The sequence below is a fragment of the Winslowiella toletana genome (genome assembly GCF_032164335.1).
GTDB classification, from domain to species: Bacteria; Pseudomonadota; Gammaproteobacteria; order Enterobacterales; family Enterobacteriaceae; genus Erwinia; species Erwinia toletana_A.
Window position 1 is genome coordinate 2,048,342 of the sequence record NZ_CP134152.1, and the last position, 22,722, is coordinate 2,071,063.

The 22,722-nt window shown below is 50.4% G+C and carries 28 protein-coding genes; 16 read left to right on the forward strand and 12 right to left on the reverse strand.

The window, feature by feature from the left end; all coding sequences use genetic code 11:
* Positions 1–78 precede the first annotated feature (78 nt).
* On the forward strand, positions 79–1,329 hold the full coding sequence (gene icd, locus RIN69_RS09645; RefSeq protein WP_313857085.1) for an NADP-dependent isocitrate dehydrogenase: 1,251 nt from the start codon (positions 79–81) through the stop codon (positions 1,327–1,329).
* Between the two features lie 275 nt (positions 1,330–1,604).
* Entirely contained in the window at positions 1,605–1,730 is a 126-nt protein-coding gene (locus RIN69_RS09650) for a hypothetical protein (RefSeq protein ID WP_313857086.1), read from the forward strand.
* Between the two features lie 50 nt (positions 1,731–1,780).
* Here RIN69_RS09650 and RIN69_RS09655 read toward each other — a convergent pair whose 3' ends face one another.
* The gene (locus RIN69_RS09655; protein ID WP_313857088.1) at positions 1,781–2,101 is read right to left on the reverse strand and encodes a hypothetical protein; all 321 of its coding nucleotides are present in this window, start codon (positions 2,099–2,101) and stop codon (positions 1,781–1,783) included.
* A gap of 208 nt (positions 2,102–2,309) precedes the next feature.
* Here RIN69_RS09655 and RIN69_RS09660 point away from each other — a divergent pair, with 208 nt between their 5' ends.
* Positions 2,310–2,918 carry a hypothetical protein gene (locus RIN69_RS09660; RefSeq protein ID WP_313857089.1) on the forward strand — a complete coding sequence of 203 codons (609 nt, stop codon included), beginning with the start codon at positions 2,310–2,312 and terminating at the stop codon, positions 2,916–2,918.
* A gap of 43 nt (positions 2,919–2,961) precedes the next feature.
* Here RIN69_RS09660 and RIN69_RS09665 read toward each other — a convergent pair whose 3' ends face one another.
* The gene (locus RIN69_RS09665) at positions 2,962–4,236 is read right to left on the reverse strand and encodes a cytosine permease (protein WP_313857090.1); all 1,275 of its coding nucleotides are present in this window, start codon (positions 4,234–4,236) and stop codon (positions 2,962–2,964) included.
* 290 nt (positions 4,237–4,526) lie between these two features.
* Positions 4,527–4,706, reverse strand: a complete 180-nt coding sequence (locus RIN69_RS09670) for a DUF2158 domain-containing protein (protein WP_313857091.1) — start codon at positions 4,704–4,706, stop codon at positions 4,527–4,529.
* 137 nt (positions 4,707–4,843) lie between these two features.
* Here RIN69_RS09670 and RIN69_RS09675 point away from each other — a divergent pair, with 137 nt between their 5' ends.
* Complete coding sequence (locus tag RIN69_RS09675) at positions 4,844–5,275, forward strand: OsmC family protein (protein ID WP_313857092.1); 432 nt, start codon at positions 4,844–4,846, stop codon at positions 5,273–5,275.
* Positions 5,276–5,758: 483 nt separating this feature from the next.
* Positions 5,759–5,935, forward strand: a complete 177-nt coding sequence (locus RIN69_RS09680; RefSeq protein ID WP_313857094.1) for a hypothetical protein — start codon at positions 5,759–5,761, stop codon at positions 5,933–5,935.
* Positions 5,936–5,994: 59 nt separating this feature from the next.
* Here RIN69_RS09680 and RIN69_RS09685 read toward each other — a convergent pair whose 3' ends face one another.
* The 3 genes from RIN69_RS09685 to RIN69_RS09695 form a co-directional block, all read right to left on the reverse strand.
* Positions 5,995–6,252, reverse strand: a complete 258-nt coding sequence (locus tag RIN69_RS09685) for a biofilm development regulator YmgB/AriR family protein (RefSeq protein ID WP_313857095.1) — start codon at positions 6,250–6,252, stop codon at positions 5,995–5,997.
* 311 nt (positions 6,253–6,563) lie between these two features.
* A complete protein-coding gene (locus tag RIN69_RS09690) occupies positions 6,564–6,899 on the reverse strand; it encodes a hypothetical protein (protein WP_313857097.1) in 336 nt (111 codons plus the stop codon).
* Positions 6,900–7,002: 103 nt separating this feature from the next.
* Entirely contained in the window at positions 7,003–7,326 is a 324-nt protein-coding gene (locus tag RIN69_RS09695; protein ID WP_313857099.1) for a hypothetical protein, read from the reverse strand.
* Positions 7,327–7,574: 248 nt separating this feature from the next.
* Between RIN69_RS09695 and RIN69_RS09700 the strand changes: the two genes are divergently transcribed.
* The 3 genes from RIN69_RS09700 (at position 7,575) to RIN69_RS09710 (ending at position 9,316) form a co-directional block, all read left to right on the forward strand.
* A complete protein-coding gene (locus RIN69_RS09700; RefSeq protein ID WP_313857100.1) occupies positions 7,575–7,799 on the forward strand; it encodes a YgdI/YgdR family lipoprotein in 225 nt (74 codons plus the stop codon).
* 393 nt (positions 7,800–8,192) lie between these two features.
* Positions 8,193–8,603, forward strand: coding sequence for a GNAT family N-acetyltransferase (locus RIN69_RS09705; RefSeq protein WP_313857101.1), 411 nt, complete (start codon positions 8,193–8,195; stop codon positions 8,601–8,603).
* Between the two features lie 26 nt (positions 8,604–8,629).
* Positions 8,630–9,316 (forward strand): helix-turn-helix transcriptional regulator, encoded by a 687-nt coding sequence (locus RIN69_RS09710; protein WP_313857102.1) that lies wholly within the window; start codon positions 8,630–8,632, stop codon positions 9,314–9,316.
* A gap of 113 nt (positions 9,317–9,429) precedes the next feature.
* On the opposite strand, the gene dld is transcribed toward RIN69_RS09710, so the two are convergent.
* Complete coding sequence (gene dld / locus RIN69_RS09715; RefSeq protein ID WP_313857103.1) at positions 9,430–11,124, reverse strand: D-lactate dehydrogenase; 1,695 nt, start codon at positions 11,122–11,124, stop codon at positions 9,430–9,432.
* A gap of 163 nt (positions 11,125–11,287) precedes the next feature.
* Between dld and RIN69_RS09720 the strand changes: the two genes are divergently transcribed.
* On the forward strand, positions 11,288–12,310 hold the full coding sequence (locus tag RIN69_RS09720; protein ID WP_313857105.1) for an alpha/beta fold hydrolase: 1,023 nt from the start codon (positions 11,288–11,290) through the stop codon (positions 12,308–12,310).
* 34 nt (positions 12,311–12,344) lie between these two features.
* On the opposite strand, the gene RIN69_RS09725 is transcribed toward RIN69_RS09720, so the two are convergent.
* The gene (locus RIN69_RS09725; protein ID WP_313857106.1) at positions 12,345–13,067 is read right to left on the reverse strand and encodes a dienelactone hydrolase family protein; all 723 of its coding nucleotides are present in this window, start codon (positions 13,065–13,067) and stop codon (positions 12,345–12,347) included.
* Between the two features lie 201 nt (positions 13,068–13,268).
* The gene (locus RIN69_RS09730) at positions 13,269–13,481 is read right to left on the reverse strand and encodes a KTSC domain-containing protein (RefSeq protein ID WP_313857107.1); all 213 of its coding nucleotides are present in this window, start codon (positions 13,479–13,481) and stop codon (positions 13,269–13,271) included.
* A gap of 209 nt (positions 13,482–13,690) precedes the next feature.
* On the opposite strand from RIN69_RS09730, the gene RIN69_RS09735 reads away from it, so the two are divergent.
* Together RIN69_RS09735 and RIN69_RS09740 are read left to right on the forward strand one after the other, a co-directional pair.
* Positions 13,691–14,074 carry a hypothetical protein gene (locus tag RIN69_RS09735; RefSeq protein WP_313857109.1) on the forward strand — a complete coding sequence of 128 codons (384 nt, stop codon included), beginning with the start codon at positions 13,691–13,693 and terminating at the stop codon, positions 14,072–14,074.
* A gap of 33 nt (positions 14,075–14,107) precedes the next feature.
* A complete protein-coding gene (locus RIN69_RS09740; protein ID WP_313857110.1) occupies positions 14,108–14,527 on the forward strand; it encodes a GNAT family N-acetyltransferase in 420 nt (139 codons plus the stop codon).
* Between the two features lie 15 nt (positions 14,528–14,542).
* Here RIN69_RS09740 and RIN69_RS09745 read toward each other — a convergent pair whose 3' ends face one another.
* Positions 14,543–15,205 (reverse strand): MBL fold metallo-hydrolase, encoded by a 663-nt coding sequence (locus tag RIN69_RS09745; RefSeq protein WP_313857111.1) that lies wholly within the window; start codon positions 15,203–15,205, stop codon positions 14,543–14,545.
* Between the two features lie 27 nt (positions 15,206–15,232).
* Positions 15,233–16,159, reverse strand: a complete 927-nt coding sequence (ldcA, locus tag RIN69_RS09750; RefSeq protein WP_313857113.1) for a muramoyltetrapeptide carboxypeptidase — start codon at positions 16,157–16,159, stop codon at positions 15,233–15,235.
* A 251-nt stretch (positions 16,160–16,410) separates the two neighbouring features.
* On the opposite strand from ldcA, the gene emtA reads away from it, so the two are divergent.
* From emtA to RIN69_RS09770, 4 genes are all read left to right on the forward strand, one after another.
* The gene (gene emtA / locus RIN69_RS09755; protein ID WP_313857682.1) at positions 16,411–17,019 is read left to right on the forward strand and encodes a membrane-bound lytic murein transglycosylase EmtA; all 609 of its coding nucleotides are present in this window, start codon (positions 16,411–16,413) and stop codon (positions 17,017–17,019) included.
* A 230-nt stretch (positions 17,020–17,249) separates the two neighbouring features.
* The gene (locus tag RIN69_RS09760; RefSeq protein ID WP_313857115.1) at positions 17,250–18,479 is read left to right on the forward strand and encodes an MFS transporter; all 1,230 of its coding nucleotides are present in this window, start codon (positions 17,250–17,252) and stop codon (positions 18,477–18,479) included.
* A 23-nt stretch (positions 18,480–18,502) separates the two neighbouring features.
* Positions 18,503–19,558 carry a sugar phosphate isomerase/epimerase family protein gene (locus RIN69_RS09765; RefSeq protein WP_313857117.1) on the forward strand — a complete coding sequence of 352 codons (1,056 nt, stop codon included), beginning with the start codon at positions 18,503–18,505 and terminating at the stop codon, positions 19,556–19,558.
* Between the two features lie 63 nt (positions 19,559–19,621).
* Positions 19,622–20,602, forward strand: coding sequence for a LacI family DNA-binding transcriptional regulator (locus RIN69_RS09770; protein ID WP_313857118.1), 981 nt, complete (start codon positions 19,622–19,624; stop codon positions 20,600–20,602).
* A gap of 7 nt (positions 20,603–20,609) precedes the next feature.
* On the opposite strand, the gene RIN69_RS09775 is transcribed toward RIN69_RS09770, so the two are convergent.
* Positions 20,610–20,924: a SelT/SelW/SelH family protein gene (locus tag RIN69_RS09775; RefSeq protein WP_313857119.1), complete on the reverse strand. Its 315-nt coding sequence runs from the start codon at positions 20,922–20,924 to the stop codon at positions 20,610–20,612.
* A 580-nt stretch (positions 20,925–21,504) separates the two neighbouring features.
* On the opposite strand from RIN69_RS09775, the gene RIN69_RS09780 reads away from it, so the two are divergent.
* Positions 21,505–22,719 carry an oxalate decarboxylase family bicupin gene (locus RIN69_RS09780; RefSeq protein WP_313857120.1) on the forward strand — a complete coding sequence of 405 codons (1,215 nt, stop codon included), beginning with the start codon at positions 21,505–21,507 and terminating at the stop codon, positions 22,717–22,719.
* Positions 22,720–22,722: the final 3 nt, after the last annotated feature.

The following is a 22,722-nucleotide window of genomic DNA, read 5'->3' on the forward strand; positions in this document are numbered from 1 at the left end:
GGCGCGGAGTTAATATTCAAGTAGTATTGACGCGCATCTTACAAATCATTAACAAAAAAGCGCTCGAAGGAGAGGTTAATGGAAAGCAAAGTAGTTGTTCCGGCGGAAGGTCAAAAAATCACCCTGGATCAGGGAAAACTGGTGGTTCCAAACAACCCTATCATTCCTTTTATCGAAGGTGATGGTATTGGGGTTGATGTTTCACCAGTGATGATCAAAGTGGTTGATGCCGCTGTGCAGAAAGCCTACAACGGCGAGCGAAAAATCTCCTGGATGGAAATCTATACCGGTGAGAAATCTACCGAGCTGTATGGTCCGGATGTCTGGTTGCCAGAAGAAACTCTCGACCTGATTAAAGAGTACCGCGTTGCCATTAAAGGCCCGCTGACCACCCCGGTCGGTGGCGGTATTCGTTCTCTGAACGTTGCCCTGCGTCAACAGCTCGATCTTTATATCTGTCTGCGTCCGGTACGCTACTATCAGGGCACACCAAGCCCGGTTAAGCGTCCAGAAGATACCGATATGGTGATCTTCCGCGAAAACTCTGAAGATATCTATGCGGGTATCGAATGGAAAGCGGGCTCTGCTGAAGCAGACAAAGTGATCAAGTTCCTGAAAGACGAAATGGGCGTGAAGAAAATTCGCTTCCCTGAGCAGTGTGGTATCGGTATTAAGCCGTGCTCAGAAGAGGGAACTAAACGTCTGGTGCGTGCGGCGATTGAGTATGCGATCACTAACGATCGTGACTCGGTTACCCTGGTGCACAAAGGCAACATCATGAAATTCACCGAAGGTGCATTTAAAGATTGGGGTTACCAGCTGGCTCGTGACGAGTTTGGTGGTGAGCTGATCGACGGCGGCCCGTGGGTGAAAATCAAGAACCCTAACAACGGTAAAGAGATCGTCATCAAAGACGTGATCGCCGATGCATTCCTGCAGCAGATTCTGCTGCGTCCGGCTGAGTATGACGTTATTGCCTGTATGAACCTGAACGGTGACTACATTTCTGATGCGCTGGCCGCTCAGGTTGGTGGTATCGGTATCGCACCGGGAGCCAATATCGGTGACGAATGTGCGCTGTTCGAAGCGACGCACGGTACTGCACCTAAGTATGCGGGCCAGGACAAAGTGAACCCAGGTTCAGTTATCCTGTCGGCAGAAATGATGCTGCGTCATATGGAATGGTTCGAAGCGGCCGACCTGATCGTTAAAGGTATGGAAGGCGCCATCGCGGCGAAAACCGTAACTTACGATTTCGAACGTCTGATGGACGGCGCTAAACTACTGAAATCCTCAGAGTTTGGCGATGCAATGATTAAACATATGTAATCACGCATCATCCGAAATATTTCACGGCAGTTAACGCTGCCGTGAATTTTATCCCTGCCAACTATTTCTTCTGCAAATCTGCAGCAAAACGATTCATAAACTCACCGCGTTAAATTCTTAAGGCAAGCCATTTATTGCAAGGCACTGTCATTCTTCGCTTTACTCCTGACAGCAGAATAAGAACAGATCGACAAAGCCTGCCAGAGACATTAATAACAATCTGGTTATTCTTTTCTATACTTTATTGACACCCTACAAAGTTAATGGAGTCAGACATGAGCCAACAGCACAAAGATAAAGACGATTTACCGGCAGGCGGAGCGCCGAACGAAGAGGGCGAAATTCCCAGAAAGCGCGATGACAGCGAAGACGATAAAAAAGATCCGTTTAAAGCCGACTAAATTTTCGTCGCCAGACGCAGCAGAGCGGGCGTCTGGCGATGATGCTAATCCTACGAAATATTTACTACCGCGCCTGGCGTATTCAGTAATCCGAACAGCTGCTCCTGGCTGGCATGCGTAGCCTCCGTTGTCACGGCAGCACTACTGTAATGCAGTGCATGAATTCTTCCCAGTTGTCGCCAGACAAGGATTGCTGAAACTATTAGTGAGCAATTCTTATCGCCGGGTATACACAGCAAGGTGTAGTGCCATTGTTCATCGAGTTCATTGGAAAAAAACTGGATACTTTCAGCAGGCAGCAGCGCGCGCAGATCGGGAAGCAGAAACTCGCTGACAGGCCAAGAGAGCCGCAATGTTAATCTGTTCTGCATATTAAAAGGAGTCTCCGACTGCCGATAATAAATGATGGATTTTAAGCTGCACTATCACTCTGTCTTAAATGAAAGGCTGGAAATCTACGGTGTCGTGCCAGCCGATTTCTGCCGTTGCGTAAAATCCGAAATTTGAGCTTTTTTTAAAAGTTAAACGCCTGGCGTGATGCTAGTTTATCAGTATTTAAACAGCAGAGCAGGTATGACTATGCCAATTAGTTCAGTCAATAATTACTCAAATCCAAATGTGTTACTTAATGTATACAGTATGAGCAATCGTCAGGAAACAGGCAACAAAGGTTTTCCCTGGCCAAACAACGTGAAAAATGTACCGGTGGATTTACAGGTTATGCAAAAAGAGTCCTTGCTTAACCGTGAGATCAGAAAGACGCCAACGCTGCTTATTACCAGTAATATCGAGCATATGCCCAGCCGAAATCATCGTTTTATGGCGATTGGTGCGGCCGTCACCGCGGTGGTTAATTTTGCCGGATGGCAGAATATAGCGGATAAATGTCATGCTATACCCTTTGCGGCAAACAAAATGGAGGCGATTTGTACAAATAATTCGACGGGCCATGATAAATCAGTGGTCAATATTAAGCGCGGAATGGAATTTGTTAAAGGATTGACGGATATAACCAAAGAGGGCGATGCTAAATTGTACAACGCCGGACTCAGCGCAGGGCTTGAAATATTAAAAGTCGAACCGGATATGTCGAAACTCAATGAATTCTCGCGACTTTTTTTGAATCGCGAACAGGCTAAAGCTCTGGCCGATAGAGGAGGCAGTGCGGAACCAGTAGTGACGTCATAATCTGCTCAAGGTGCTGTCCGCCATTGGCGGACAGCAGCGGTTCTCAATGCATTAATGTTTTCAGTTTACTTAATAAATAATAGAGTGCCCCTGCAATTACCAGCGAGTTGAGTGTCGGTACTCCAGCCGTAATCATTATTCCTGCAGCGCTTCCTGCTGCACATGAAATCACCGCCAGCCAGCCAATAACCGGAGTTGAATCCGGTAAGATACCGTTTTCCCGGCTGCGATCCAGCACGCTACGGTGGTTACGCAAAATATAGTAGTCAACCATCATTACGCTGATAATCGGTGGAATAATAACCCCCAGCAAACTGAGAAAATCAGCAAAGTGCTCCAGTATTCCCAAAACCGACAGCAACGTTCCGACAGACCCGATAACCAGGGTGGTGGTTGAGTATTTCAGTTTCTTACCGAAAACCCCTTCGACGGCATTGGTGATACCCAATGACGATGAGTAAAGATTAATATCATTAACGCGCAGGGTAGAAAATACCACCACTAACAGGCCAATGCCGCCGGCGGTTTGTGCCATCATGGTGACGACATCAGCCGTCCCCAGCGTTTTGGCAATCAGTATTGCCAGCCCATTGACGATATACTGGCTGACAAGAATGGTCAGCAGCGTAATATTAAACACCTGTTTTTTATTGCGTGAATAGCGCGTCAGATCCGGCGTGATCAGGCTGGCGATTATCGCGCCGCCGACCACCATCGTAATACCTTCACTGAGAGAAAGCGGCTCTCCAACTGGCGGCTGGGCGATGATTTCAGTGGTATTGATTCCGCTTAAGGTAGTAAATGAAATAAAGGCCACCAGCATAATAAACATCGGCACCGCGATGCGCGCGGTAAAGCGTAATGCCCGAAAGCCAAATGCCACCAGGATTGTCAGAAAAATACCGGTCAGGCTGGCAGACAGAATAAACCCAAGCTTGCCTTGTAGCGCAAAATCAAGTGAGCGGGCAAATATCGCATTCTGGATACCAAACCAGCCGAGTAAACAGATGGCGATGACCAGCCCAACCAACACTGAACCGATGCGACCAAAGCCGCACCAGCGAGCCAGCAGGCTACCGGATACGCCCTCGCGCATTCCGGCCAGCCCCAGACCCAAAGTGGCGACAGCGAAGATCAAGCTACCTGCTGATATGGCAATAAACGCTTCGCCAAGGGTCATTCTGTGGCCCAGTACTGCGCCCAGCATAAATTGGTCCAGTGCGGTCAGCATACCAAGATGAATTATCGCCACGCTTAAAAATGAAACTCTTTTATTCTGAGGCACACGACTTAACGGATAATCTTCAATTTTTACCATCGTACTCTTCCTTGAGTGAGTTCAGATTGTCAGGAAAAACATCCTAATAAGGCTAATTATTTCCGTGCATTTAATTAAATTGACAGCAGAGTAGATAAAAGCATATTGATTAAATCTACTAATGCTTATATATACCGATAATGTTGCGAGGCAACAACACTTTTCCCCTGGCGGGGGCGTTAAATAATAAAAAACCTGAACGCGTTCAGAAAAAACTGGCTGCCTGCTAATGCGCCAGCGCTACCAGGGCCATTCTGAAAAATTGATTTTTCAGATGGCCCATCTGTTAATCAGCAGACGCCAAAGTCGCCATCTTCTTGATAATGATTGACTGAGTCGGCCGCGACCTTGATTTCTTTCTTCGTTGCATCATCGATACGCGCGCACCACAGGCTATCTCCCTCAACTTGCAGCACCACCATTTTCGGACCACCGGTTTTAGACTGAACGATATCTTCGGGTTTAAACATCACTTTTCTCCACAGGTTGACTGTTTTATTAACGGCCAGCTATGGCCGTTTTGCAAGTTCAACTGGTTAAATATTCACCAGCGCATCACTGAAAGTTTTCTATACTGGTTGTTCATGCAGAAAAACCGGAGGACAACATGACCATTCATAAAAAAGGACAGGCTCACTGGGAAGGTAATATCAAGCAAGGTAAGGGTTACATTTCCACCGAGAGCGGAGCGCTTGAACAGCAGCCGTATGGCTTTAACACCCGCTTTGAGGGCAAGGCTGGCACCAATCCCGAGGAACTGATCGCCGCGGCACACTCTGCCTGTTTTTCAATGGCGTTATCTCTGATGCTGGGTGAAGAAGGTTTCGTGCCGGAAAGTATCGACACGACAGCTGATGTGTCGCTCGATAAGGTCGACGGTGGCTTTGCTATCAGCAAAGTGGCGTTAAAAAGCCAGGTTAAATTACCCGGAATCGATGACGCAACCTTCGATAAAATTATCAACCAGGCGAAAGCCGGTTGCCCGGTCTCTAAGCTGCTTAAGGCTGAGATAACGCTTGAGTATCAGCTGGATAATTAATTGACTCAGTGGCTTTGATGGCAAAGGATTACCGTTGCCAGTCAGGTCTCATGCTCCGGCGATAGTTTCCGCTGCCGGAGCGTGCATTGAGCGGAAATTGATATCGGCAACATGCAGCGACTGATAATATCGTTGATAACTCTTCACTCTGCTAATCCGGTCAAAATTGATGAAAATTATTCCGGAATTTATTAAACATCATTACTGTAATAATGTTTATTCATGCCGTACTGCGGCATATCTTGCAAAACTCACCAATGAGAATATTCTGACACTGACAGGAGAGTGACAGCATTGCAGGCAATGCGCTTCTGAATCAACCTCCGTCGGCACCGTATTCAGCGATTAAGGTTGAATTTTTACTCTGACGGATGGGGAAAAGAGTGCTGAGCGGTATCAGGCATTGTCCTGGCCAGGCGTCTACTGCATGATCGCCAGGTTATTGATCGGCAGGGACGTTATTAATAACAAATGGAGCTTGTTATGTCGAAAATAGATAATAATCCTCTTATTTCGCCGGTTTTTCGCGCATTCGATAATGACGCGAACAGCATTAAAGGCGAGGTTTACAACGCCATTCGTCGCACCGCCAATCGCCCCTTTACCATTAGTTTGAGTCCGGCGGAGCCACCTCCCTCTACCAACACCAAACCTGGTTGATTCAAAACTGATAACTGTACAAGCCAGGCGGATGATATCCAGCCTGGCGTCCGGCAACATCAGGCCAGAATATCGTCTGGCGTGCGCTGTACCACGATCTCCAAAGCCTGACGATAGATATCAAGCATCACTCTATCCTGTTCGGTTTCCAGTTTTTCCCGTAATTTCAGGATAACCACTTTATTATTGGCTGAGTGCTGGCTCACGGCATACTCATCCCTATTTCCGGCGGTAACCTTTGATTTACTGTGATGCAGATCGTCTGACTGGATAAAATTTCCGGCGATATTTGCAGGGCTGACGTCTTTTTTGTGCATGTGTAGAGCCTCTTGAATATTGTTTTTGGCCGATAAGCTGCAGGATAAAACCGGAACGAGTTATTCGAACTGCATAATGACAAATAAAAAATATCGCCGGGCAATCCTTGTGCTGACAAGGCGGGAAGTAATCAGAAAAATTAGCGTGCGTTAAATAAGTTAATGCGCACTAAACTTATACAGGGAAGTGAATTTTGTACAACTGTGGTTTGATCATTTCGTGCGGTAAAAGATGCAGCAGGGGAGGTCTCAAGAAGTAATCCGGGTTGCCGCCACTCATCAGCGAGCCGACGGCAGCGGCACTCATCCGGTCACTTACAGGTGTAAGTGACCATCTGATTTTTGGGTGAATCGATCAGGCAGAAGCGATTGTCTGACAGCCGTTGTGCCAGATAGCCTTCGCGCGTCACTGCGGCGGGCAGATAAAGTGTGCGATCGCTGGTTTTAAGCGTACCACTATCAATTTTGGTCTGTGAGGTGGTGACGGTAAAAGAGTTAAACCGGTCTATCACTAACGCCTGCGTCTGGCCCAATGGCTGACCGGATAAACTTTCCACCTTACCGACACACTGCTTGCCCTGATAGTCCGTCGAGCAGCCTGCCAGTGCGATTGCGCCAGCCAAAACAGTTAACCGAAACAGCCTCATGATTACATTCCTTATTAAATCAGAACCTCACAAGGTAAAGCGTAGCGGATAAATGGCGCCTTATCTAAACCGTTTGAGGCCAGAGTACGGCAAAGCTGCGTGTTTAACCCGTCAACGGGCATTTGATCGTTTTCAGTGCCTCAAGCTGACTCAGTCTCTCGTTAGCTGAATGACTGGCGTGATTTTTAGCGATCCCGTTGCCGATACCAAAATCCAGCATAAAACCGACCACCGTTAGCGTACTGAACGCCCCGGTATGCGCTATTTCCTGTTGGGTGCTGTGCATTTTGGCGATTTCAGCCTCGGTGGCAGGGCAGTCCAGCGCAGCCGATTCCTGTGTCGTGAGCGGTGTCGATTTCGGATAGTGTTTTAATGCGCAGCCGGACAATAGGATGGTGATAATGACCATTTTTATTGCTTGATTCATCTTTAACATCGTTCTGCTACTTATGCCAGTGAGGGCCAGGTTATCGGCAGTTATGTCCGTAACGTATATCCGCATAATAGCGCGAGACGCTTAGCGTCAAACCCAATATTTGATACTGGTGCGAGACAATCACTGTTCTCGGAATTATCTGTAAAACAAAGTGTTGCGCATCAATACCTAAACCAAAGTTGTGTGACAGGCTACCCTTAACAGGAACCTAAAGACGGACCCACGACATGGAGTTATAGATGAAAAAGACAATTTTAGCCGCTTCAGCCATTGCTATCGGCCTGTTCCTTAGCGGCTGTGCCAATGATCATATCATGCACACCAATGATGGCCGCACGATTGTTGCTGACGGTAAACCACAGGTGGACAGCGATACCGGTATGATTACCTATAAAGATGCCCAGGGTAAAGAGCAGCAGATTAATCGTTCAGAAATCAAAGAGATGTCTGAGTTCGGCGGATAATCCCGCAATAAAACAGACTACCTGGCATTGTCGGGTAGTCTGCTCCCGATCTGACTTCCTGCCTGATAATGTTCCCTTTGTTACGCGTTTTCCTACTGACAAGCCGGGTTCAATCACCCCTGTCTGACCTTATAAACGCTATTAAAAAAGAGGATTCCCTGGTGAGCCTCTGGTGTGGCGTAATATTGTAATAATTAGACTGATAAGCTTTTCTTATGAAAAGGGTTGTAGCTTTTGCCCAATCCCTGTATATCTTTAAGCATAATCACTGCTGACCAATTCTGGAAGGGGTGGTATTCCCTCTTGAAAATCTGCTAAAAAAAAACCAAGTGAATTAAATGCTTATAAAATAGTTTGTTCCCTAAAAGCTAACTTAACCAGTATGGTACGGAAATGAAAATTAACATTACCGACATGCCTGATCCTAAAGACGAAGTGTTTGTTATCTCCAGCCTTTGGGCGCATAACGATACCATTGATAAAGTTGATATTCGTCCGCTGTTCCTGACCTTCACTGACGACACTCAACACATTATAGCGGGTTTGGTGGCGCGCACCTGGTGGGGTGGGCTTGAGGTGCAATATTTGTGGGTTGATAAAGCATACCGGCAAAGTGGGCTGGGTCATCAGCTGATGAAACAGGCCGAAGCTGAAGCCATTAAACGCGATTGCCACATGGCGTATGTCGATACTTTCAGTTTTCAGGCCAAAGGGTTTTATGAAAAGTTGGGATATCAGGCTTACGGAAAATTAGCTGAATATGCTCATAAACATACGCGTCATTATTTAGCGAAAAATTTGTAATCAGTCTTCGATACTGCGAGGTGGGAATGGACTCTTCTCAAAAGAACACGATCTATTTTAATACGCTGATTGCCATGACTGAACATCTTGATGAGCCATGGGGAATAAAGGATTTAGCATCGCGTCATCTCTATATGAATCAGGCCGCTTTTCGTTATACCCACACGCCTGTCAGCTTTGAAATAGAGGGCAGGCTTGATGAAGAGTTTCCAGCCGACTGGACTGACTGCGCGGAAGCGATGATTGAGCACGATAAGAAAACTGAGCTGATGCAGAGCAGGGTGACGGTAATTGAGACACATTACTGGTATGGCAGAGATTCGCTGATGCCATTTATCTGTGAGAAATTACCAATATTTAATGATGAAAAACAAGTTATTGGCGTATTGTGGAATGCGAAACCTCTCAACACATTATCACCGCTGATTTATATCAATCAGCAAAAACCGAGCGTGCTGACCACCGAAGTCCCTGACAGCATTTTTACGCGTGCAGAGCTGGATATCATCTTTCTTATGCTGCAACGGTTATCGACAAAAGAGATGGCAATTATTTACAATATCAGCCCAAAAACCATCGAAAATCGCGTCTATAGCATTTATCAAAAAGCGGAAGTTCACACCCTGCGCCAGTTTGAGGAATACTGCAAAGAAGCCAGCTTAAATAATTACATTCCCGATCGCCTGATGGAAAAAGGCGTGCTGTTTATTTAATTAACGCTCAGGCAACGAAAATAGCGCTAAAAATTAAGCTTAATCGCGGGGCTTATCGCTGATGCCTGCCCCTCCTCTGAGCGCCGTGCGCCGCAGGGGAGGGGGTGATATGATTATTGCCAGAATTTCTTCTTACTGGTTTTACCAATGCCGGGGTTGCAGCTGTTGGTTGGATCGAGATGGCGCATATGCTGCTCATACTCTCCCGATGCATGATACAGGTGGCCGACATTGTGCTCGGCAGGGTAGCGAGCGCCGCGCTGATCAAGATACTCCAGCACCTGATGCTTAAACTGTTGTGCATCGACGCCTGGTTTCAGAATGTAGTCCTGATGATTCACAAAGCAGAAAAAATGGCCGCAGCAGGAGTCTTCCAGCACCTGCGCCTGTAGTTCTGGCGGCAAAGTGATGCGCCACTGGCTGTCATTGCGGCGCAGCGCCACATCAAAGGCGATCAGCCGTTGATCGGCACTGATGCCATGATAGTCGCAGTATGAGATGGTGCAGCCACCGACGCCAAAACGCACCAGAAACGCATCTTTTTCCTCGCGGGGGTCACACCGGAAAAACTGTCCCGACTTTGTAGCGAAGAACTGACTGAGCAGGTTTTGCAGTTCAGCTGCGTGACGTGCATCCGCTTTAATCATCAGATGATGTTCGAAGCGGTCACGATAATCGAGGATCCGTTTCGCCACCATTTTCGGCGTAAGGTTATTCGCCAGTTGCAGCACTTTGTCGACAAAATTAGCAGGCAAAATGCGCAGCTTTTTCACCCGCACATCCCACTTCGCTTTATTGGCCATCAGCGACGGTAACGCTTCCGGGCCGAGCCGGTTTATCGCCCAGTACATATGCTTGGCATAGCGCACGGTAAGATCAAAGGCGTTGCGGTGGATATACTCCGCCTGCAACGGCAGTTCACTGAGGTTTTCCAGCAAATAGCGGCGAAGTTCGACCAGTTCGCTCTCATTATTCGTACCAATATAGAAACTGTCGGTGTTATCGCTGGCCTCGAAGGTGGACAATCGCACGGCAAAAACCGCCACTTTACCGGCGCTGCCAGCGCTGTCGTGCAGATACTGCGGGTTACCGTTGTAGCGCGTCGGGGTATCCGCCGCGGTATCGCGCAGAATTGCGGCGTAATCATCGGCCCAGATTTTGCCCTCCCAGTCAGCGGCGGTGCCGGTGGTATACTGCTGTTGCTCCAGCCGACGAATCATCTCTTCAGCGCCCGCGCCGAGATCGATGCCGAGGTGGTTTACCAACGATAAACTGCCATCGGGATTAATTTGCGCAAACAGCGATTTTTCGGTGAACGCCGGGCCACGGCGAATCAATGAACCGCCGGAGTTATTACATACGCCGCCGATTACCGACGCGCCAATGCACGAAGAACCAATCACTGAATGTGGCTCTTTATGATGCGGTTTGAGCGCATTTTCCAGCTCGGTCAGAGTACTGCCGGGAAAGGCAATAATCTGCCGGGCATTATCAATCACCTGCACCCCTTTAATACGGCGGGTACTGACAATAATAACCTCTCGATCGTAGTCATTGCCGTCCGGCGTCGAGCCGCCGGTCACTCCGGTATTTGATGCCTGCATCAGGATGATTTTATCGCAGCGGACACACGCCTGCAGCACTTGCCACAGCTGCATCAGCGACTGCGGGATCGCCACTGCCAGCGCCTGACCTTTGCCAACGCGAAAACCCTTGGTGTAATAGGCTTTATCATCTTCACGGGTCAACAGCTGGTCATCTGCCAGGATACTGTGCAACTGAGTGAGTATTTCTGAATCCTTCGCCATCAAAACTGCTCCTGAATGAATTAACTATCACTGTTGTTATTTGCTGCCTTCATCTGAGGGCAGTTCAGTTGCTGCCTGACCTATTGTAACAACGGTGTAACAAGAAAAATGTCGATTAGATGCTAAAATTGCCAGTAACGGCTATTCAAACAAGGGCTTAAACATGCTGAAATTGCGCCACCTGTTGCTGACGGCAACGCTGATAACCTCTGCTGTCGCCGCGCAGTCCACGCCGCAATACGGTGAAGAATTACAAGGTTTCAGCTGGCCCTGGCCACTTCAGCATTTCAGTTTTAGCTCGCAAGCTCAGCAGTTGACGATGGGTTATATGGACGTCGCGCCGTCAGGTAAGGCCAACGGCCATACGGTAGTGCTGATGCATGGCAAAAACTTTTGCGGTGCGACCTGGCAGCAGACAATTACCGCGTTGATCCGCGTCGGTTATCGGGTAATAGCGCCAGATCAGATTGGTTTTTGTAGTTCGAGCAAACCGGCTTCCTATCAGTACAGCTTTCAACAGCTGGCGGAGAATACCCATGCGCTGTTGGCCCAGCTGAATATCCCTAAAGCTATTATTATCGGTCATTCCACCGGCGGCATGCTGGCCACGCGATACAGCCTGATGTATCCGGAAAACGTCGAACAATTGGTGCTGGTCAATCCGATTGGGCTGGAAGACTGGAAAGCGAAAGGCGTGCCGTGGCGCAGTGTTGATCAGTGGTATCAACGCGAGCTTAAGGTCAGTGCGGAAAGTATTAAACAGTATGAGCTGAAAACCTATTACGGCGGCAAGTGGAAGCCGGAGTATGACAAGTGGGTAGATATGCTGGCGGGTCTGAACAACGGCCCAGGCAAACAGCGGGTGGCCTGGAATTCGGCGCTGATCTACGACATGATTTTTACACAGCCGGTCTGGTATGAATTTAAAGATTTAGTGACGCCAACCACGCTGATGATCGGCACCGCAGATACTACCGCTATCGGCAGCGATATTGCGTCGGCAGAGGTTAAGGCGCGCCTGGGTCATTATAATCTGTTAGGTAAAGAGGTCGCCGGGATGATTCCCCATGCAAAGCTGATCGCTTTTCCTGGCATGGGACATGCACCGCAGATGGAAGATCCACCGGCATTTCACCACAAGCTGATTGAGGCGTTAGCAAATCCGCCGCATAAGGAGTGGTTTTAGGCGCGCTCTGACAAAGCTGGCGCGCCCGGTACTATCAGGACATCACTTCATCCAGTAGGTTATACATCGCCTGAAACGCGCGCTGGCTGACTTTAGGATGATACATACTGACGCCTGCCACATTAGCATGCGGATCGGTGAACGAGTGTACTGCGCCACCAAAGCTCAGTAGTTGCCAGTCGACGCCAGCGGCAGTCATCTCGGCCGCGAAAGCCGGCAGTTGTTCACGCGGTACCAGCGGATCTGCTGCGCCATCAAGTACCAGCACCGCAGCGCGGATGTTTTTCGCACCATCCGGGTCGGTAGTATCCAGCGTGCCGTGGAATGACAGCGCCGCTTTCAAGGGGGCACCGCTGCGCGCCAGTTCCAGCACGCAGTGTCCGCCAAAGCAGAAGCCGAAGGCGGCGACGTTTTGCGAATCTACCGGCGCATCACTCTGCGCAATCAGCGCATCCAGCGCGGCCTGCATACGCGCACGTTCCTGCGGCTGATCTTTTACCGACTGCATTGCCGCACCCGCCTGTTCGGCATTGGTCGGGCGGACATCAGCGCCGTATAAGTCAGCGATCAGCACGACATAACCTTGTTCCACCACCTGTTTGACCAGCTCAACCGCGTTATCACTGACGCCCATCCAGTTGGGAGCCATCACCAGACCGGGTTGTGACGCCTGCTGGCCGCGCTGATAGACCAGACGCCCCTGAAATGCTTTACCTTGCGCCTGGTAATCAATGTTTTTAACTTCAATATTGCTCATAATGGCCTCTTATTTCGGGCAATGGTTGTGGAATACACTGTTTAACTGCCGCTGATTTTAAACTGCGGGAAAGATAACAACACCTTGATATTGTTATTAAGACGATTAAATTGTTATCAGGCATGTCGTCAGGGCGGGCGAAGCAATTGGCAGAGTAGCGGAGAGGCCAGGCGGCGCTTTCCGCTACTGATTAAATCGACATCAGACTATGCGGTTTGCGGGATAGTGATGCCGGATATTTTCAGCGTAAAATTGTCCTTTTGACTCGGCAGCCATTAGCAGATGGAATACCGTCAGCGGGACCTGCTGGTAACGATAAATATCGCGCTGTTGAAATTCAATTTCCAGTAGCTTGTTTTCCATATCATAAGCAACAGTATGAATTTTTGATGAATTAACACTACGTCGTTTCATAAATAACCCCCTCCTGGCAACCCGACATGGTTATCCTGTGACGCCAGGCTGCTTGACGTCGGAATGTTGGTTGAATTTTGCTCAGTAATAATAGCTCATTTTTTCGCCATCGGATTTTTCCGGAAGCATTTTTTTGGCTGTGCTAAGCTGGAATGGCAAAATAATGCGTAAATTCAGAGAGAAAACATCGGCAGCGGAGAATAAAAAACATGTCTTTTAAATCACTGGCAGCCTGTCTGTTGGTATTCAGTGCATTTCCTGCCCATAGCGACACTGAATTTCAGATAACCTGCCCGGGGCGTGCCACTATGACCATCTCACGTGCGCAGTATGGTCTGACGACAGCGATGTGGCCGAACCATCATTTTCAGGTGGCCTCCGGTAAACAGCTTTCACAAATCGACGGCGGCGATAAAGTCACTATCACCCGCTTTCGCAATGGCGACCAGTTGATTGTCGATAAAAGTTCCGGTGAAACCTTTTTTGCTTTTAGCGGCAGCAGTGAATTAGTGTCATGTTCACGCACCCGCGATCGCGAGACCGATGCAATTTCGCTGGAGCGCTATGATGGTTCGCTACAGAGCCACTCCTGAAACGACGATTAAAGTGCTGAAAGGAGCAAGAAGATGAAATTGACGGTTACCGCCACCCCCAGCCAACAGGATCTGGATGAGGTGAAAGCCGGGCTGGTGAGTTATAACTCGCAGTATATCAATATGGATGAAATTAAGCCGATTGCGCTGTTTTTTACCAATGAGAAGCATAACAAACTGGCGGGATTGACCGGTTCGACGGCGGGAAACTGGTTGCGCATTGATATGTTGTGGGTCAGTGATACGCTACGCGGGCAGGGGATTGGCCGCCAGCTGATTCAGGCCGCCGAGCAGGAGGCACGCGCGCGCGGTTGCCTTTATGCGCAGGTGGATACCGCCAGTTTTCAGGCGCGTCCCTTCTATGAAAAGCAGGGCTACCAGTTGCGTTTAACCCTCGAAAACTATCCGCGCGTGCATCAGCGTTACTACCTGACTAAATCACTGCTGGCCTGAGGCCAGCAGAAATTATCAGTAGATCGGGTCGTCACGCATATCCAGTGGCGACCGCTCCGCCTCTTCTATTGCCTGCTGCCACTGTTGCGGATTGACTTCCTGCCATGAAAGATGTGCCCGGGTAGAACTCATCAGCACCACATCCGGCTGTAAGCTGCGATAGTGCTTCAGCGTATTCTGCAGATCAAGCCAATTGCTTTCCGCCACGATTAACGTCCTCCAACCGCTATTATCCTGAGTGAGGGTATCGCCGACAAACAAATACCGTTTGCCATAAGGCGATTGATAGTAGTAGCTACAGCTACCGGGAGTATGGCCGGGTGAGGGCAGTATATGAAAATCACCGAAATGACTCTCTTGCGTCGAGAAGGTGGCGTCCGGTTCCACGATCCGACTGACCTGACCGAGCGATCGCACATGGCAATACAGTGGATTGTTAAAGCGCTGCTGAATCGCCAGCGCGCCGGGTGACGCTTCGTGCCAGTGGGTCAGATAGTGGCGCATCACGCCGCCGAGATCGGCTAAGGCAGTATGATCCTGCGGATGCTCGACGCGCGAAATCAGCAGATTGCCGCGCGGATGTCGCAGTAAAAAGCCGTGCATCATCAGTTCGGGTTGCAGGTCTGCCGCCGGAAATTCCGGGGTTGAAATCCACAGATCTTCGTAAAGCGGCTTCATCGTTTTTTTCCTGATGGGGTAAACGGCTTATCGCAGCGTTGGATGCCCGCTGATAGTCAGCTGGCTGACACCACGGCTGACCTGCACTGTCGCCCGCGCGCCCAGCGGCAGCGTAACGGTATTATAGTCGTGACCATACGCCAGACCACTAATTACCGGCAGGCCGGTTAGCTGACGAATTCCGTCCCAGACGCTGGGAAAATCAAAGCCCTGATCGTATTCAGTGAGAGTTGCCCCGGTAAAGCTACCGGTAATAATTGCGCGCTGGCGCGCCAGAATACCGCTCTGATGCAGCTGCAATAACATGCGCTCGGTACGGAACGGATGCTCATTAACATCCTCGATCACCAGTATTCCGTCGTCAAAGGTGGGTAGCCACGGCGTGCCGACCAGGGAAGCGATCATCGCCAGGTTGCCGCCCCAAAGCGTGCCGCTGGCCCGGGTATCCGGTGCGTCGGTTGCCCATTCAATATCAAATTGCGCTGACGTCATCGCCTGCCAGAAATGGCGTTCGGTGAAGGGGGAGAGTGTCCCGGCTCCGAAATTACCGGTCAGCATCGGCCCGCTAAAGGTGATCAATCCGCTGCGGCTTAGCAGTGCAAGTTGCAGCGCAGTAAAATCGCTGTGGCCACAGATGGCCAGCGGTTGCCCGCTCAGACGCTGTTCCAGCGCCGGATAATCGACGTAATCCAGCAGGCGGCTGATGCCATAGCCGCCGCGCACCGCCAGCACAATATCGGGCAGCACAGGCAGGCTGGCCAGCGAATTAATATCATTCAGTCGTTGCTGGTCATCACCAGCAAAGCGCTGAAAACGACGCATAATCGCGGCGCTATTTTCTATCTGATGCCCCTGGGCGCTGAGTCGTTCAACTGCCAGCCAGGCAGCATCCTGATTCTGACAATAACCGCTGGGTGCGATCAGTCGAATGCTGCGAGAAGTTGCAGAGATCATGCTCGGTTTTCTCCCTCTAAGTGAACAATCATGGCGAACGGTCTAAAAATTAATGACAGGCCGCGAATCATTTGCCACTATTTACTGTCTCATTCGCTTGATGATGACGAAAAGCGGGCGTGAAGTCACCACTGGCCACTGTTTTCAAAGCAATTCAGATAAACGGCAATATTTAATACTAAGCCAGTCAGTATGATTGAGCGCGATTAAGTGGCTCCGAGGAAGAGAATAGCGTGAAAACCCGATCGCTGATGTTATGTGCACTGTTACTGGCAGGATGCGCCAGTGAAAAACCGCAGCATGCGCCTGCGGAGCGACAAACAGCCTTAACCAAAGCCCCACCGCAAAAGGTTTCACAGGCCTGGTCAATCTTTACCGAAAACGCAGCCAGCCACTATGGCGTTGATGAGCGGCTGATTACTGCCATTATCAGCGTAGAGTCCGGCGGCAATCCAACGGCGGTAAGCCGTTCGAATGCCGTTGGTTTAATGCAGATTAAAGCCTCTACCGCCGGGCGCGAAGTTTACCGCCATCAGGGACGGCACGGGCAACCGAGTGGTTCAGAGCTGCGCGATCCGGCTAAAAATATCGACATCGGCACCGCTTATCTGCGTATTTTACAGTCGAAGCAGCTGGCCGGGATCCGCGATCCGGAGACCTTACGCTATGCCACGATTGTCTCTTATGCCAATGGGGCCGGCGCGTTGTTACGAACTTTCTCGTCCGATCGTCAGCGCGCGATTGCGATGATCAATGATATGACGCCGCAGGAGTTTTACCAGCACGTGCAGGACAAGCACCCGGCGGCACAGGCACCGCGCTATCTGTGGAAAGTCACCACAGCTTACCGCACCATCTAAATTTGCCGGTCTTCACGCATCAAGCGGTGGCGACCGGCATTTTGCCTGTTTCCTTCGGCGAATCGCTGGCTCGATCCTATTTAGCCAGATAACCCCCGCAGCTGAAAAATCCTGATGATCAACAATCGGTGACATTGCCGAAATGTGATCGGTACAAAAGAACGGCATTTTGTAATCGATTACTTTACTTGCAGGCTCAATGTAATCGATTACTTTTTGGCGAGGATAATATGGTATTCACAACGCAATGCTCAGATAACCCGACTGTGCAGCAGCGGATGCTTATCCCGCGCCTGTCATTGATGATGTTTATGCAGTTTTTTATCTGGGGCAGCTGGTCTGTAACCCTGGGTCTGGTAATGACGCAGCACAATATGGCGTTGCTGATTGGTGATGCTTTCTCTGCCGGGCCAATTGCCTCGATCCTGTCGCCGTTTGTGCTGGGTATGCTGGTGGATCGCTTTTTCCCCTCGCAGAAAGTCCTGGCGGTGATGCACCTGGCGGGCGCGGTGATTTTGTGGTTCGTACCGCAGGCGCTGATTGCGGAAAATGGCGCGCTGCTGATCGGCTTGCTGTTTGGCTACACGCTTTGCTATATGCCAACGCTGGCGCTGACCAATAATATCGCGTTTCACAGCCTTGCCAGCAGCGAAAAAAGTTTTCCCATTGTGCGCGTATTCGGCACCATCGGCTGGATCGTGGCGGGCATTTTTATCGGCTTCACCGGTATCGCCGCCAGTGTGTCAATTTTCTCGCTCGCTGCCATCTGCTCAGTGGTGCTGGCGGTGTACAGCCTGACGCTGCCACATACCCCGGCACCGGCAAAAGGGCTGCCGTTGAAACTGCGCGATCTGTTTTGTGCTGATGCCTTCGCGCTATTGAAAACCCGCCACTTCTTTATTTTCGCGCTGTGCGCCACGCTGATCTCCATTCCTCTTGGCACTTATTACGCTTTTACCGCATCGTGGTTAGCAGATGCAGGAATTGAAAATGTCAGCAGCCTGATGTCACTCGGCCAGATGTCGGAAATCTTCTTTATGCTGGTAATTCCGCTGCTGTTTCGCCGTCTCGGCGTCAAATACATGCTGTTTATTGGCATGTGCGCCTGGTTTGTGCGATATGCGCTGTTTGCTATGGGGATGAACGATGAAACCCGCGCCCTGATCTATCTCGGCATCCTGCTGCACGGTGTCTGTTACGACTTTTTCTTTGTGGTGGGGTTTATCTACACCGATCGCATTGCCGGCGAAAAAGTGAAGGGGCAGGCGCAGAGCATGGTGGTGATGTTTACCTATGGCATTGGCATGTTGCTCGGCTCACAGATTTCCGGCGCGCTATACAACAGGGTGGTTGCCGGTCAGGTCTCAGCGGAAAACTGGGCGTTGTTCTGGTGGATCCCGGCGGTTGCAGCAGCGGTAATCGCTATTATTTTCCTCTTCTCGTTCAAGTATCGGGATTGAGAGGTTTTTTATTGGAGGTGGAGATGAAAACGTTAAAAGGTCCGGGTATATTTTTGTCACAGTTTATTGGTCAGCAGGCTCCCTACAATTCGCTGGATGGGCTGGCGAAGTGGGCGTCAGCGCTGGGGTATAAAGCGCTACAGATACCCTGTAACCATCCGGCAATATTCGACCTGGAAAAAGCGGCAACCAGTCAGACTTATTGTGATGAAGTCACAGGGCTACTGGCGGGATACGGACTGGTAGTGAGCGAGCTGTCGACCCATCTTGAGGGCCAACTGATTGCGGTGCATCCGGCGCATGATGTGGCGTTCGATAGCTTTGCCCCCGCAGCGGTGCGCGGCAACAGTGCCCGCCGAACGGAATGGGCCATCGACAGCGTGAAAAAGGCGGCGTCGGCATCGGCGAAACTTGGCCTGCGCGCGCATGCAACTTTTTCCGGTTCCCTTGCCTGGCCCTATCTTTATCCCTGGCCGCCTCACAATCCGCAGCTGCTGAGCGAAGCTTTTGCCGAGCTGGCGCGCCGCTGGCTGCCGGTGCTGAACCAGTTTGACCACCATGGTGTGGACGTCTGTTATGAAATTCATCCAGGTGAAGATTTGCATGATGGCGTGACGTGGGAGCGTTTTCAGGCCGCAGTGAACCATCATCCGCGCTGCAATATACTTTTCGATCCCAGTCATCTTCATCTGCAACATATTGATTATTTGCAGTTTATTGATATCTATCATGCACATATTAAAGCCTTCCACGTGAAGGACGCAGAGTTTCTGCCCAACGGACGCAGTGGCGTGTATGGCGGCTACCAGCGCTGGATCGATCGTGCCGGGCGTTTCCGTTCGCCGGGTGACGGGCAGATCGATTTCAACGGTATTTTCAGCAAACTGGCGCAGTATGATTATGACGGCTGGGCTGTTCTGGAATGGGAGTGCTGCCTGAAAGATGCCGACAGCGGCGCGCGTGAAGGTGCTGAATTTATTCAGCGTCATATTATTCCGGTCGCCGATCGCGCCTTTGATGATTTTGCGGCGCAGGAAGATTGCTCAGCCAGCGTGCGTGCGCAACTTGGGCTGATTTAGAGCGCCTGATGAATTTATGGTAGCCTGTGTAACATCAGGTTCCTTGCAGGAAGTGCTTCCCTCATGTCCATTCAAAAAATCGCCCGGCTGGCGGGCGTTTCTGTCGCTACGGTTTCGCGGGTGCTGAATAACAGTGATTCCGTAAAGGAACAAAATCGCGCCAGGGTCCTGCAGGCCATCAGCGAGAGTAACTATCAGCCGAACCTGCTGGCACGCCAGCTGCGCACCGCACGCAGTTCGATGATTCTGGTGATGGTCTCTGATATTTCAAATCCTTTTTGCGCCGAGGTGGTGAAGGGGATTGAGGAGCAGGCGGAGAAAAATGGTTATCGCATACTGCTGAGTAATTCTGGCTCTGATATTGAACGCTCGCGTTCCAGCCTGCAACTGCTGGCCGGTAAAATGGTCGACGGCATTATCACCATGGACGCCTTCAGCAAACTGCCGGAACTGACACAATTAATCGGCACCACGCCCTGGGTTCAGTGCGCGGAATATGCCGATGCGGGCGACATCTCCTGCGTAGGAATCAGTGATATCGACGCTGCGCAGCAGGTTGTGCGCTATCTGGTGGGTAAGGGGCACCGACGCATTGCGCTGATTAACCACGATCTCAGTTACAAATATGCTCAGCTGCGCCAGCAGGGCTATCAAAACCAGTTACAGGCCAGTCAACGACAGTGGCAAGCGATCGCCTATGCCAGCGAATTGAGTTTCAACGCCGGCAAGCGTGCGATGCAACAATTGCTGGCAGGCGAGCAGCGGCCTGATGCGGTGTTTGCGGTGTCGGACACTCTGGCGGCCGGAGCAATGTCGGCGATCATTCAGTTCGGGCTGCGGGTGCCGCAGGATGTCGCGGTAGCCGGTTTTGATGGCAGCGAGTTAGCAGAAATGGTGTCACCGCCGTTAACCACCATTGCCCAACCTTCGCGGGATATTGGCCGCAAAGCCTTTACGCTGCTGCTGCAAAAGATCGATTCGCCGCTTTCACCCGCCGAACGCGTTATGATGGACTGGCAGTTAATCGTCCGCGGTAGCGCGTAGTAAATCTTCAGCCGTTGCCATTACGCTCAGGCCCGCTGTCGCTCTTTTTATCGATATGTCCCAGCTCGCGCTCCGGGAAGCATTGCGCGCGCAGTCGGCGCTTAATCTCTGCCGCATCCGGAAAGCCGCCCATGGTTTTGCGATCCCAAATCAGTTGGTCATCCACGGTAATCTGATAAATTCCACCGGTCGCCGGAATCAGTGTTACCTGCGCCAGGTCGGTACTGAAGGTACTTAACAGTTCCTGCGACATCCACGCCGCGCGCAGCAGCCAGTTGCATTGTGAACAGTAGGTTATCGTCACCACCGGCAGAATTTTCATCGTTTATTTCCTGATTTCTAACGTTTTGCTGAATCATTAGTTTGCCCGATCCCGGCAGGCTTTCCAGCTTTTTCATGTATCGCCCTCAGTGACTGATGGTTTTCTATCATGAGTTGTAGGCTGGCCGCACTGCCGGATAAATGATGGGAAAGATGCTGCAACGGTGCGCTGCTGGAAACTTACGCTGAGGGTAAGGTCGAATTTATGCTATTCACCCATGAGAATTACCGTTGAGCAACGTCGTCGAGGCGGATAATCAGAGAGCAACCATCGCGAAATACATTAGAAAGTAAAATGCTTCAAAATGTTTTTCAGCCTCGATGCATTCAGGCCAGCGCTATAAGTGAGTTGTTAATAATTTGTGCTGTTTAACCACTTTTTTACTGAGGTCAGATATACGGTTGTTAAACAACTTGCTGAAAAAAGAGCGGATAAGAGCATGTTGGTCACATTGCCATTACTCGGCAAGCCTGCAAAATTTTACATCTCGGCAACAGTTTTTTTAGCCATCCGTATTATAGATATTCTGCTGAGGAACAGAATCTCAGCGCAACCTTACAAGGATCAAGGAATATCTTTAATGAATAAACTCTCACGAAGAACGTTCATGGCCTTTGCTGCGGGCGGTACGGTAGCGCTGGCTACCGGTCAGGTTCATGCACACGATAATAACGTTAAAACCTATCCGGCCAACGCTAACCGCGACCCGGGTCCGCATGATCCGATCAGGGAAGCAGAAAATCCGGACATACTAAACCCGCCGGATACCGACAGCGGCACCTTACCCAATCTGCGCTATTCCTTTAGCGATGCGCACGTGCGGAAAAGTAGCGGAGGCTGGACCCGTCAGGTCACTCAGCGCGAACTGGGCATTTCAACCACTATTGCCGGCGTCGATATGCGTCTTAATGCCGGGGGAATCAGGGAACTGCACTGGCATAAGGAAGCGGAGTGGGCCTATATGACCTACGGTAAGGCACGGGTTACCGCATTTGATGCGGAGAGTGGCTGGTTTGTTGACGATATTGGCGTCGGCGACCTGTGGTACTTTCCACCCGGCATACCGCACTCAATTCAGGGGCTGGGGCCTGACGGATGTGAATTCTTAATCGCCTTCGATGACGGAAACTTCGATGAGGACAGTACTTTCCTGCTGTCAGACTGGTTTAAACATATTCCCGCCGATGTGCTGGCGAAAAACTTTAAGGTACCGGTCTCGACGTTCGCAAACCTGCCGTCACCGCAGGATGAGTATATCTTTGCCGGTACCGTGCCGGGCAGCCTGGCCTCTGACAGCATCAAAGGCTCAGCAAAATCTAAAACCGGATTTACTCACCGCATGATGGCACAAAGCCCGATCAAGGCGCCTGGCGGCACGGTGCGTATTACCGACTCATCCAATTTCCCGGTTTCAAAAACCATCGCCGCTGCGCTGGTGGAAATTGAACCCGGCGGAATGCGCGAACTGCACTGGCATCCTAATAATGATGAATGGCAATACTATCTTGAAGGAGAGGGGCGGATGGGGGTCTTTGCCTCGTCCGGACAGGCAAGAACCTTTGATTATCGGGCGGGTGATGTCGGTTACGTACCTTTCGCGATGGGTCACTATGTCGAGAACACCGGCAGCACACCGCTGCGCTTTCTCGAGCTGTTTAAAAGCGACTATTATGCCGATATCTCCTTAAACCAGTGGCTTGCCAGCACACCGCCGGAACTGGTTAAACAGCATCTCAGGCTGGATGACAACTTTATGCAGGCACTCTCTTTAATCAAGAATCCCGTGGTGAAATAAAGA

What these genes read in the sequence shown, in the direction of transcription:
- RIN69_RS09655 (WP_313857088.1), bottom strand. Translation starts at nt 2,101, where the DNA reads ATGCAGAACAGATTAACATTGCGGCTCTCTTGGCCTGTCAGCGAGTTT.
- RIN69_RS09780 (WP_313857120.1), top strand. Translation starts at nt 21,505, where the DNA reads ATGAATAAACTCTCACGAAGAACGTTCATGGCCTTTGCTGCGGGCGGT.
- RIN69_RS09705 (WP_313857101.1), top strand. Translation starts at nt 8,193, where the DNA reads ATGAAAATTAACATTACCGACATGCCTGATCCTAAAGACGAAGTGTTT.
- RIN69_RS09690 (WP_313857097.1), bottom strand. Translation starts at nt 6,899, where the DNA reads ATGAGGCTGTTTCGGTTAACTGTTTTGGCTGGCGCAATCGCACTGGCA.
- RIN69_RS09720 (WP_313857105.1), top strand. Translation starts at nt 11,288, where the DNA reads ATGCTGAAATTGCGCCACCTGTTGCTGACGGCAACGCTGATAACCTCT.
- emtA (WP_313857682.1), top strand. Translation starts at nt 16,411, where the DNA reads ATGTTATGTGCACTGTTACTGGCAGGATGCGCCAGTGAAAAACCGCAG.
- RIN69_RS09700 (WP_313857100.1), top strand. Translation starts at nt 7,575, where the DNA reads ATGAAAAAGACAATTTTAGCCGCTTCAGCCATTGCTATCGGCCTGTTC.
- RIN69_RS09745 (WP_313857111.1), bottom strand. Translation starts at nt 15,205, where the DNA reads ATGAAGCCGCTTTACGAAGATCTGTGGATTTCAACCCCGGAATTTCCG.
- RIN69_RS09650 (WP_313857086.1), top strand. Translation starts at nt 1,605, where the DNA reads ATGAGCCAACAGCACAAAGATAAAGACGATTTACCGGCAGGCGGAGCG.
- RIN69_RS09765 (WP_313857117.1), top strand. Translation starts at nt 18,503, where the DNA reads ATGAAAACGTTAAAAGGTCCGGGTATATTTTTGTCACAGTTTATTGGT.
- RIN69_RS09730 (WP_313857107.1), bottom strand. Translation starts at nt 13,481, where the DNA reads ATGAAACGACGTAGTGTTAATTCATCAAAAATTCATACTGTTGCTTAT.
- RIN69_RS09665 (WP_313857090.1), bottom strand. Translation starts at nt 4,236, where the DNA reads ATGGTAAAAATTGAAGATTATCCGTTAAGTCGTGTGCCTCAGAATAAA.
- RIN69_RS09770 (WP_313857118.1), top strand. Translation starts at nt 19,622, where the DNA reads ATGTCCATTCAAAAAATCGCCCGGCTGGCGGGCGTTTCTGTCGCTACG.
- RIN69_RS09710 (WP_313857102.1), top strand. Translation starts at nt 8,630, where the DNA reads ATGGACTCTTCTCAAAAGAACACGATCTATTTTAATACGCTGATTGCC.
- dld (WP_313857103.1), bottom strand. Translation starts at nt 11,124, where the DNA reads ATGGCGAAGGATTCAGAAATACTCACTCAGTTGCACAGTATCCTGGCA.
- RIN69_RS09760 (WP_313857115.1), top strand. Translation starts at nt 17,250, where the DNA reads ATGGTATTCACAACGCAATGCTCAGATAACCCGACTGTGCAGCAGCGG.
- RIN69_RS09775 (WP_313857119.1), bottom strand. Translation starts at nt 20,924, where the DNA reads ATGAAAATTCTGCCGGTGGTGACGATAACCTACTGTTCACAATGCAAC.
- RIN69_RS09735 (WP_313857109.1), top strand. Translation starts at nt 13,691, where the DNA reads ATGTCTTTTAAATCACTGGCAGCCTGTCTGTTGGTATTCAGTGCATTT.
- RIN69_RS09670 (WP_313857091.1), bottom strand. Translation starts at nt 4,706, where the DNA reads ATGTTTAAACCCGAAGATATCGTTCAGTCTAAAACCGGTGGTCCGAAA.
- RIN69_RS09725 (WP_313857106.1), bottom strand. Translation starts at nt 13,067, where the DNA reads ATGAGCAATATTGAAGTTAAAAACATTGATTACCAGGCGCAAGGTAAA.
- ldcA (WP_313857113.1), bottom strand. Translation starts at nt 16,159, where the DNA reads ATGATCTCTGCAACTTCTCGCAGCATTCGACTGATCGCACCCAGCGGT.
- icd (WP_313857085.1), top strand. Translation starts at nt 79, where the DNA reads ATGGAAAGCAAAGTAGTTGTTCCGGCGGAAGGTCAAAAAATCACCCTG.
- RIN69_RS09660 (WP_313857089.1), top strand. Translation starts at nt 2,310, where the DNA reads ATGCCAATTAGTTCAGTCAATAATTACTCAAATCCAAATGTGTTACTT.
- RIN69_RS09695 (WP_313857099.1), bottom strand. Translation starts at nt 7,326, where the DNA reads ATGAATCAAGCAATAAAAATGGTCATTATCACCATCCTATTGTCCGGC.
- RIN69_RS09675 (WP_313857092.1), top strand. Translation starts at nt 4,844, where the DNA reads ATGACCATTCATAAAAAAGGACAGGCTCACTGGGAAGGTAATATCAAG.
- RIN69_RS09740 (WP_313857110.1), top strand. Translation starts at nt 14,108, where the DNA reads ATGAAATTGACGGTTACCGCCACCCCCAGCCAACAGGATCTGGATGAG.
- RIN69_RS09680 (WP_313857094.1), top strand. Translation starts at nt 5,759, where the DNA reads ATGTCGAAAATAGATAATAATCCTCTTATTTCGCCGGTTTTTCGCGCA.
- RIN69_RS09685 (WP_313857095.1), bottom strand. Translation starts at nt 6,252, where the DNA reads ATGCACAAAAAAGACGTCAGCCCTGCAAATATCGCCGGAAATTTTATC.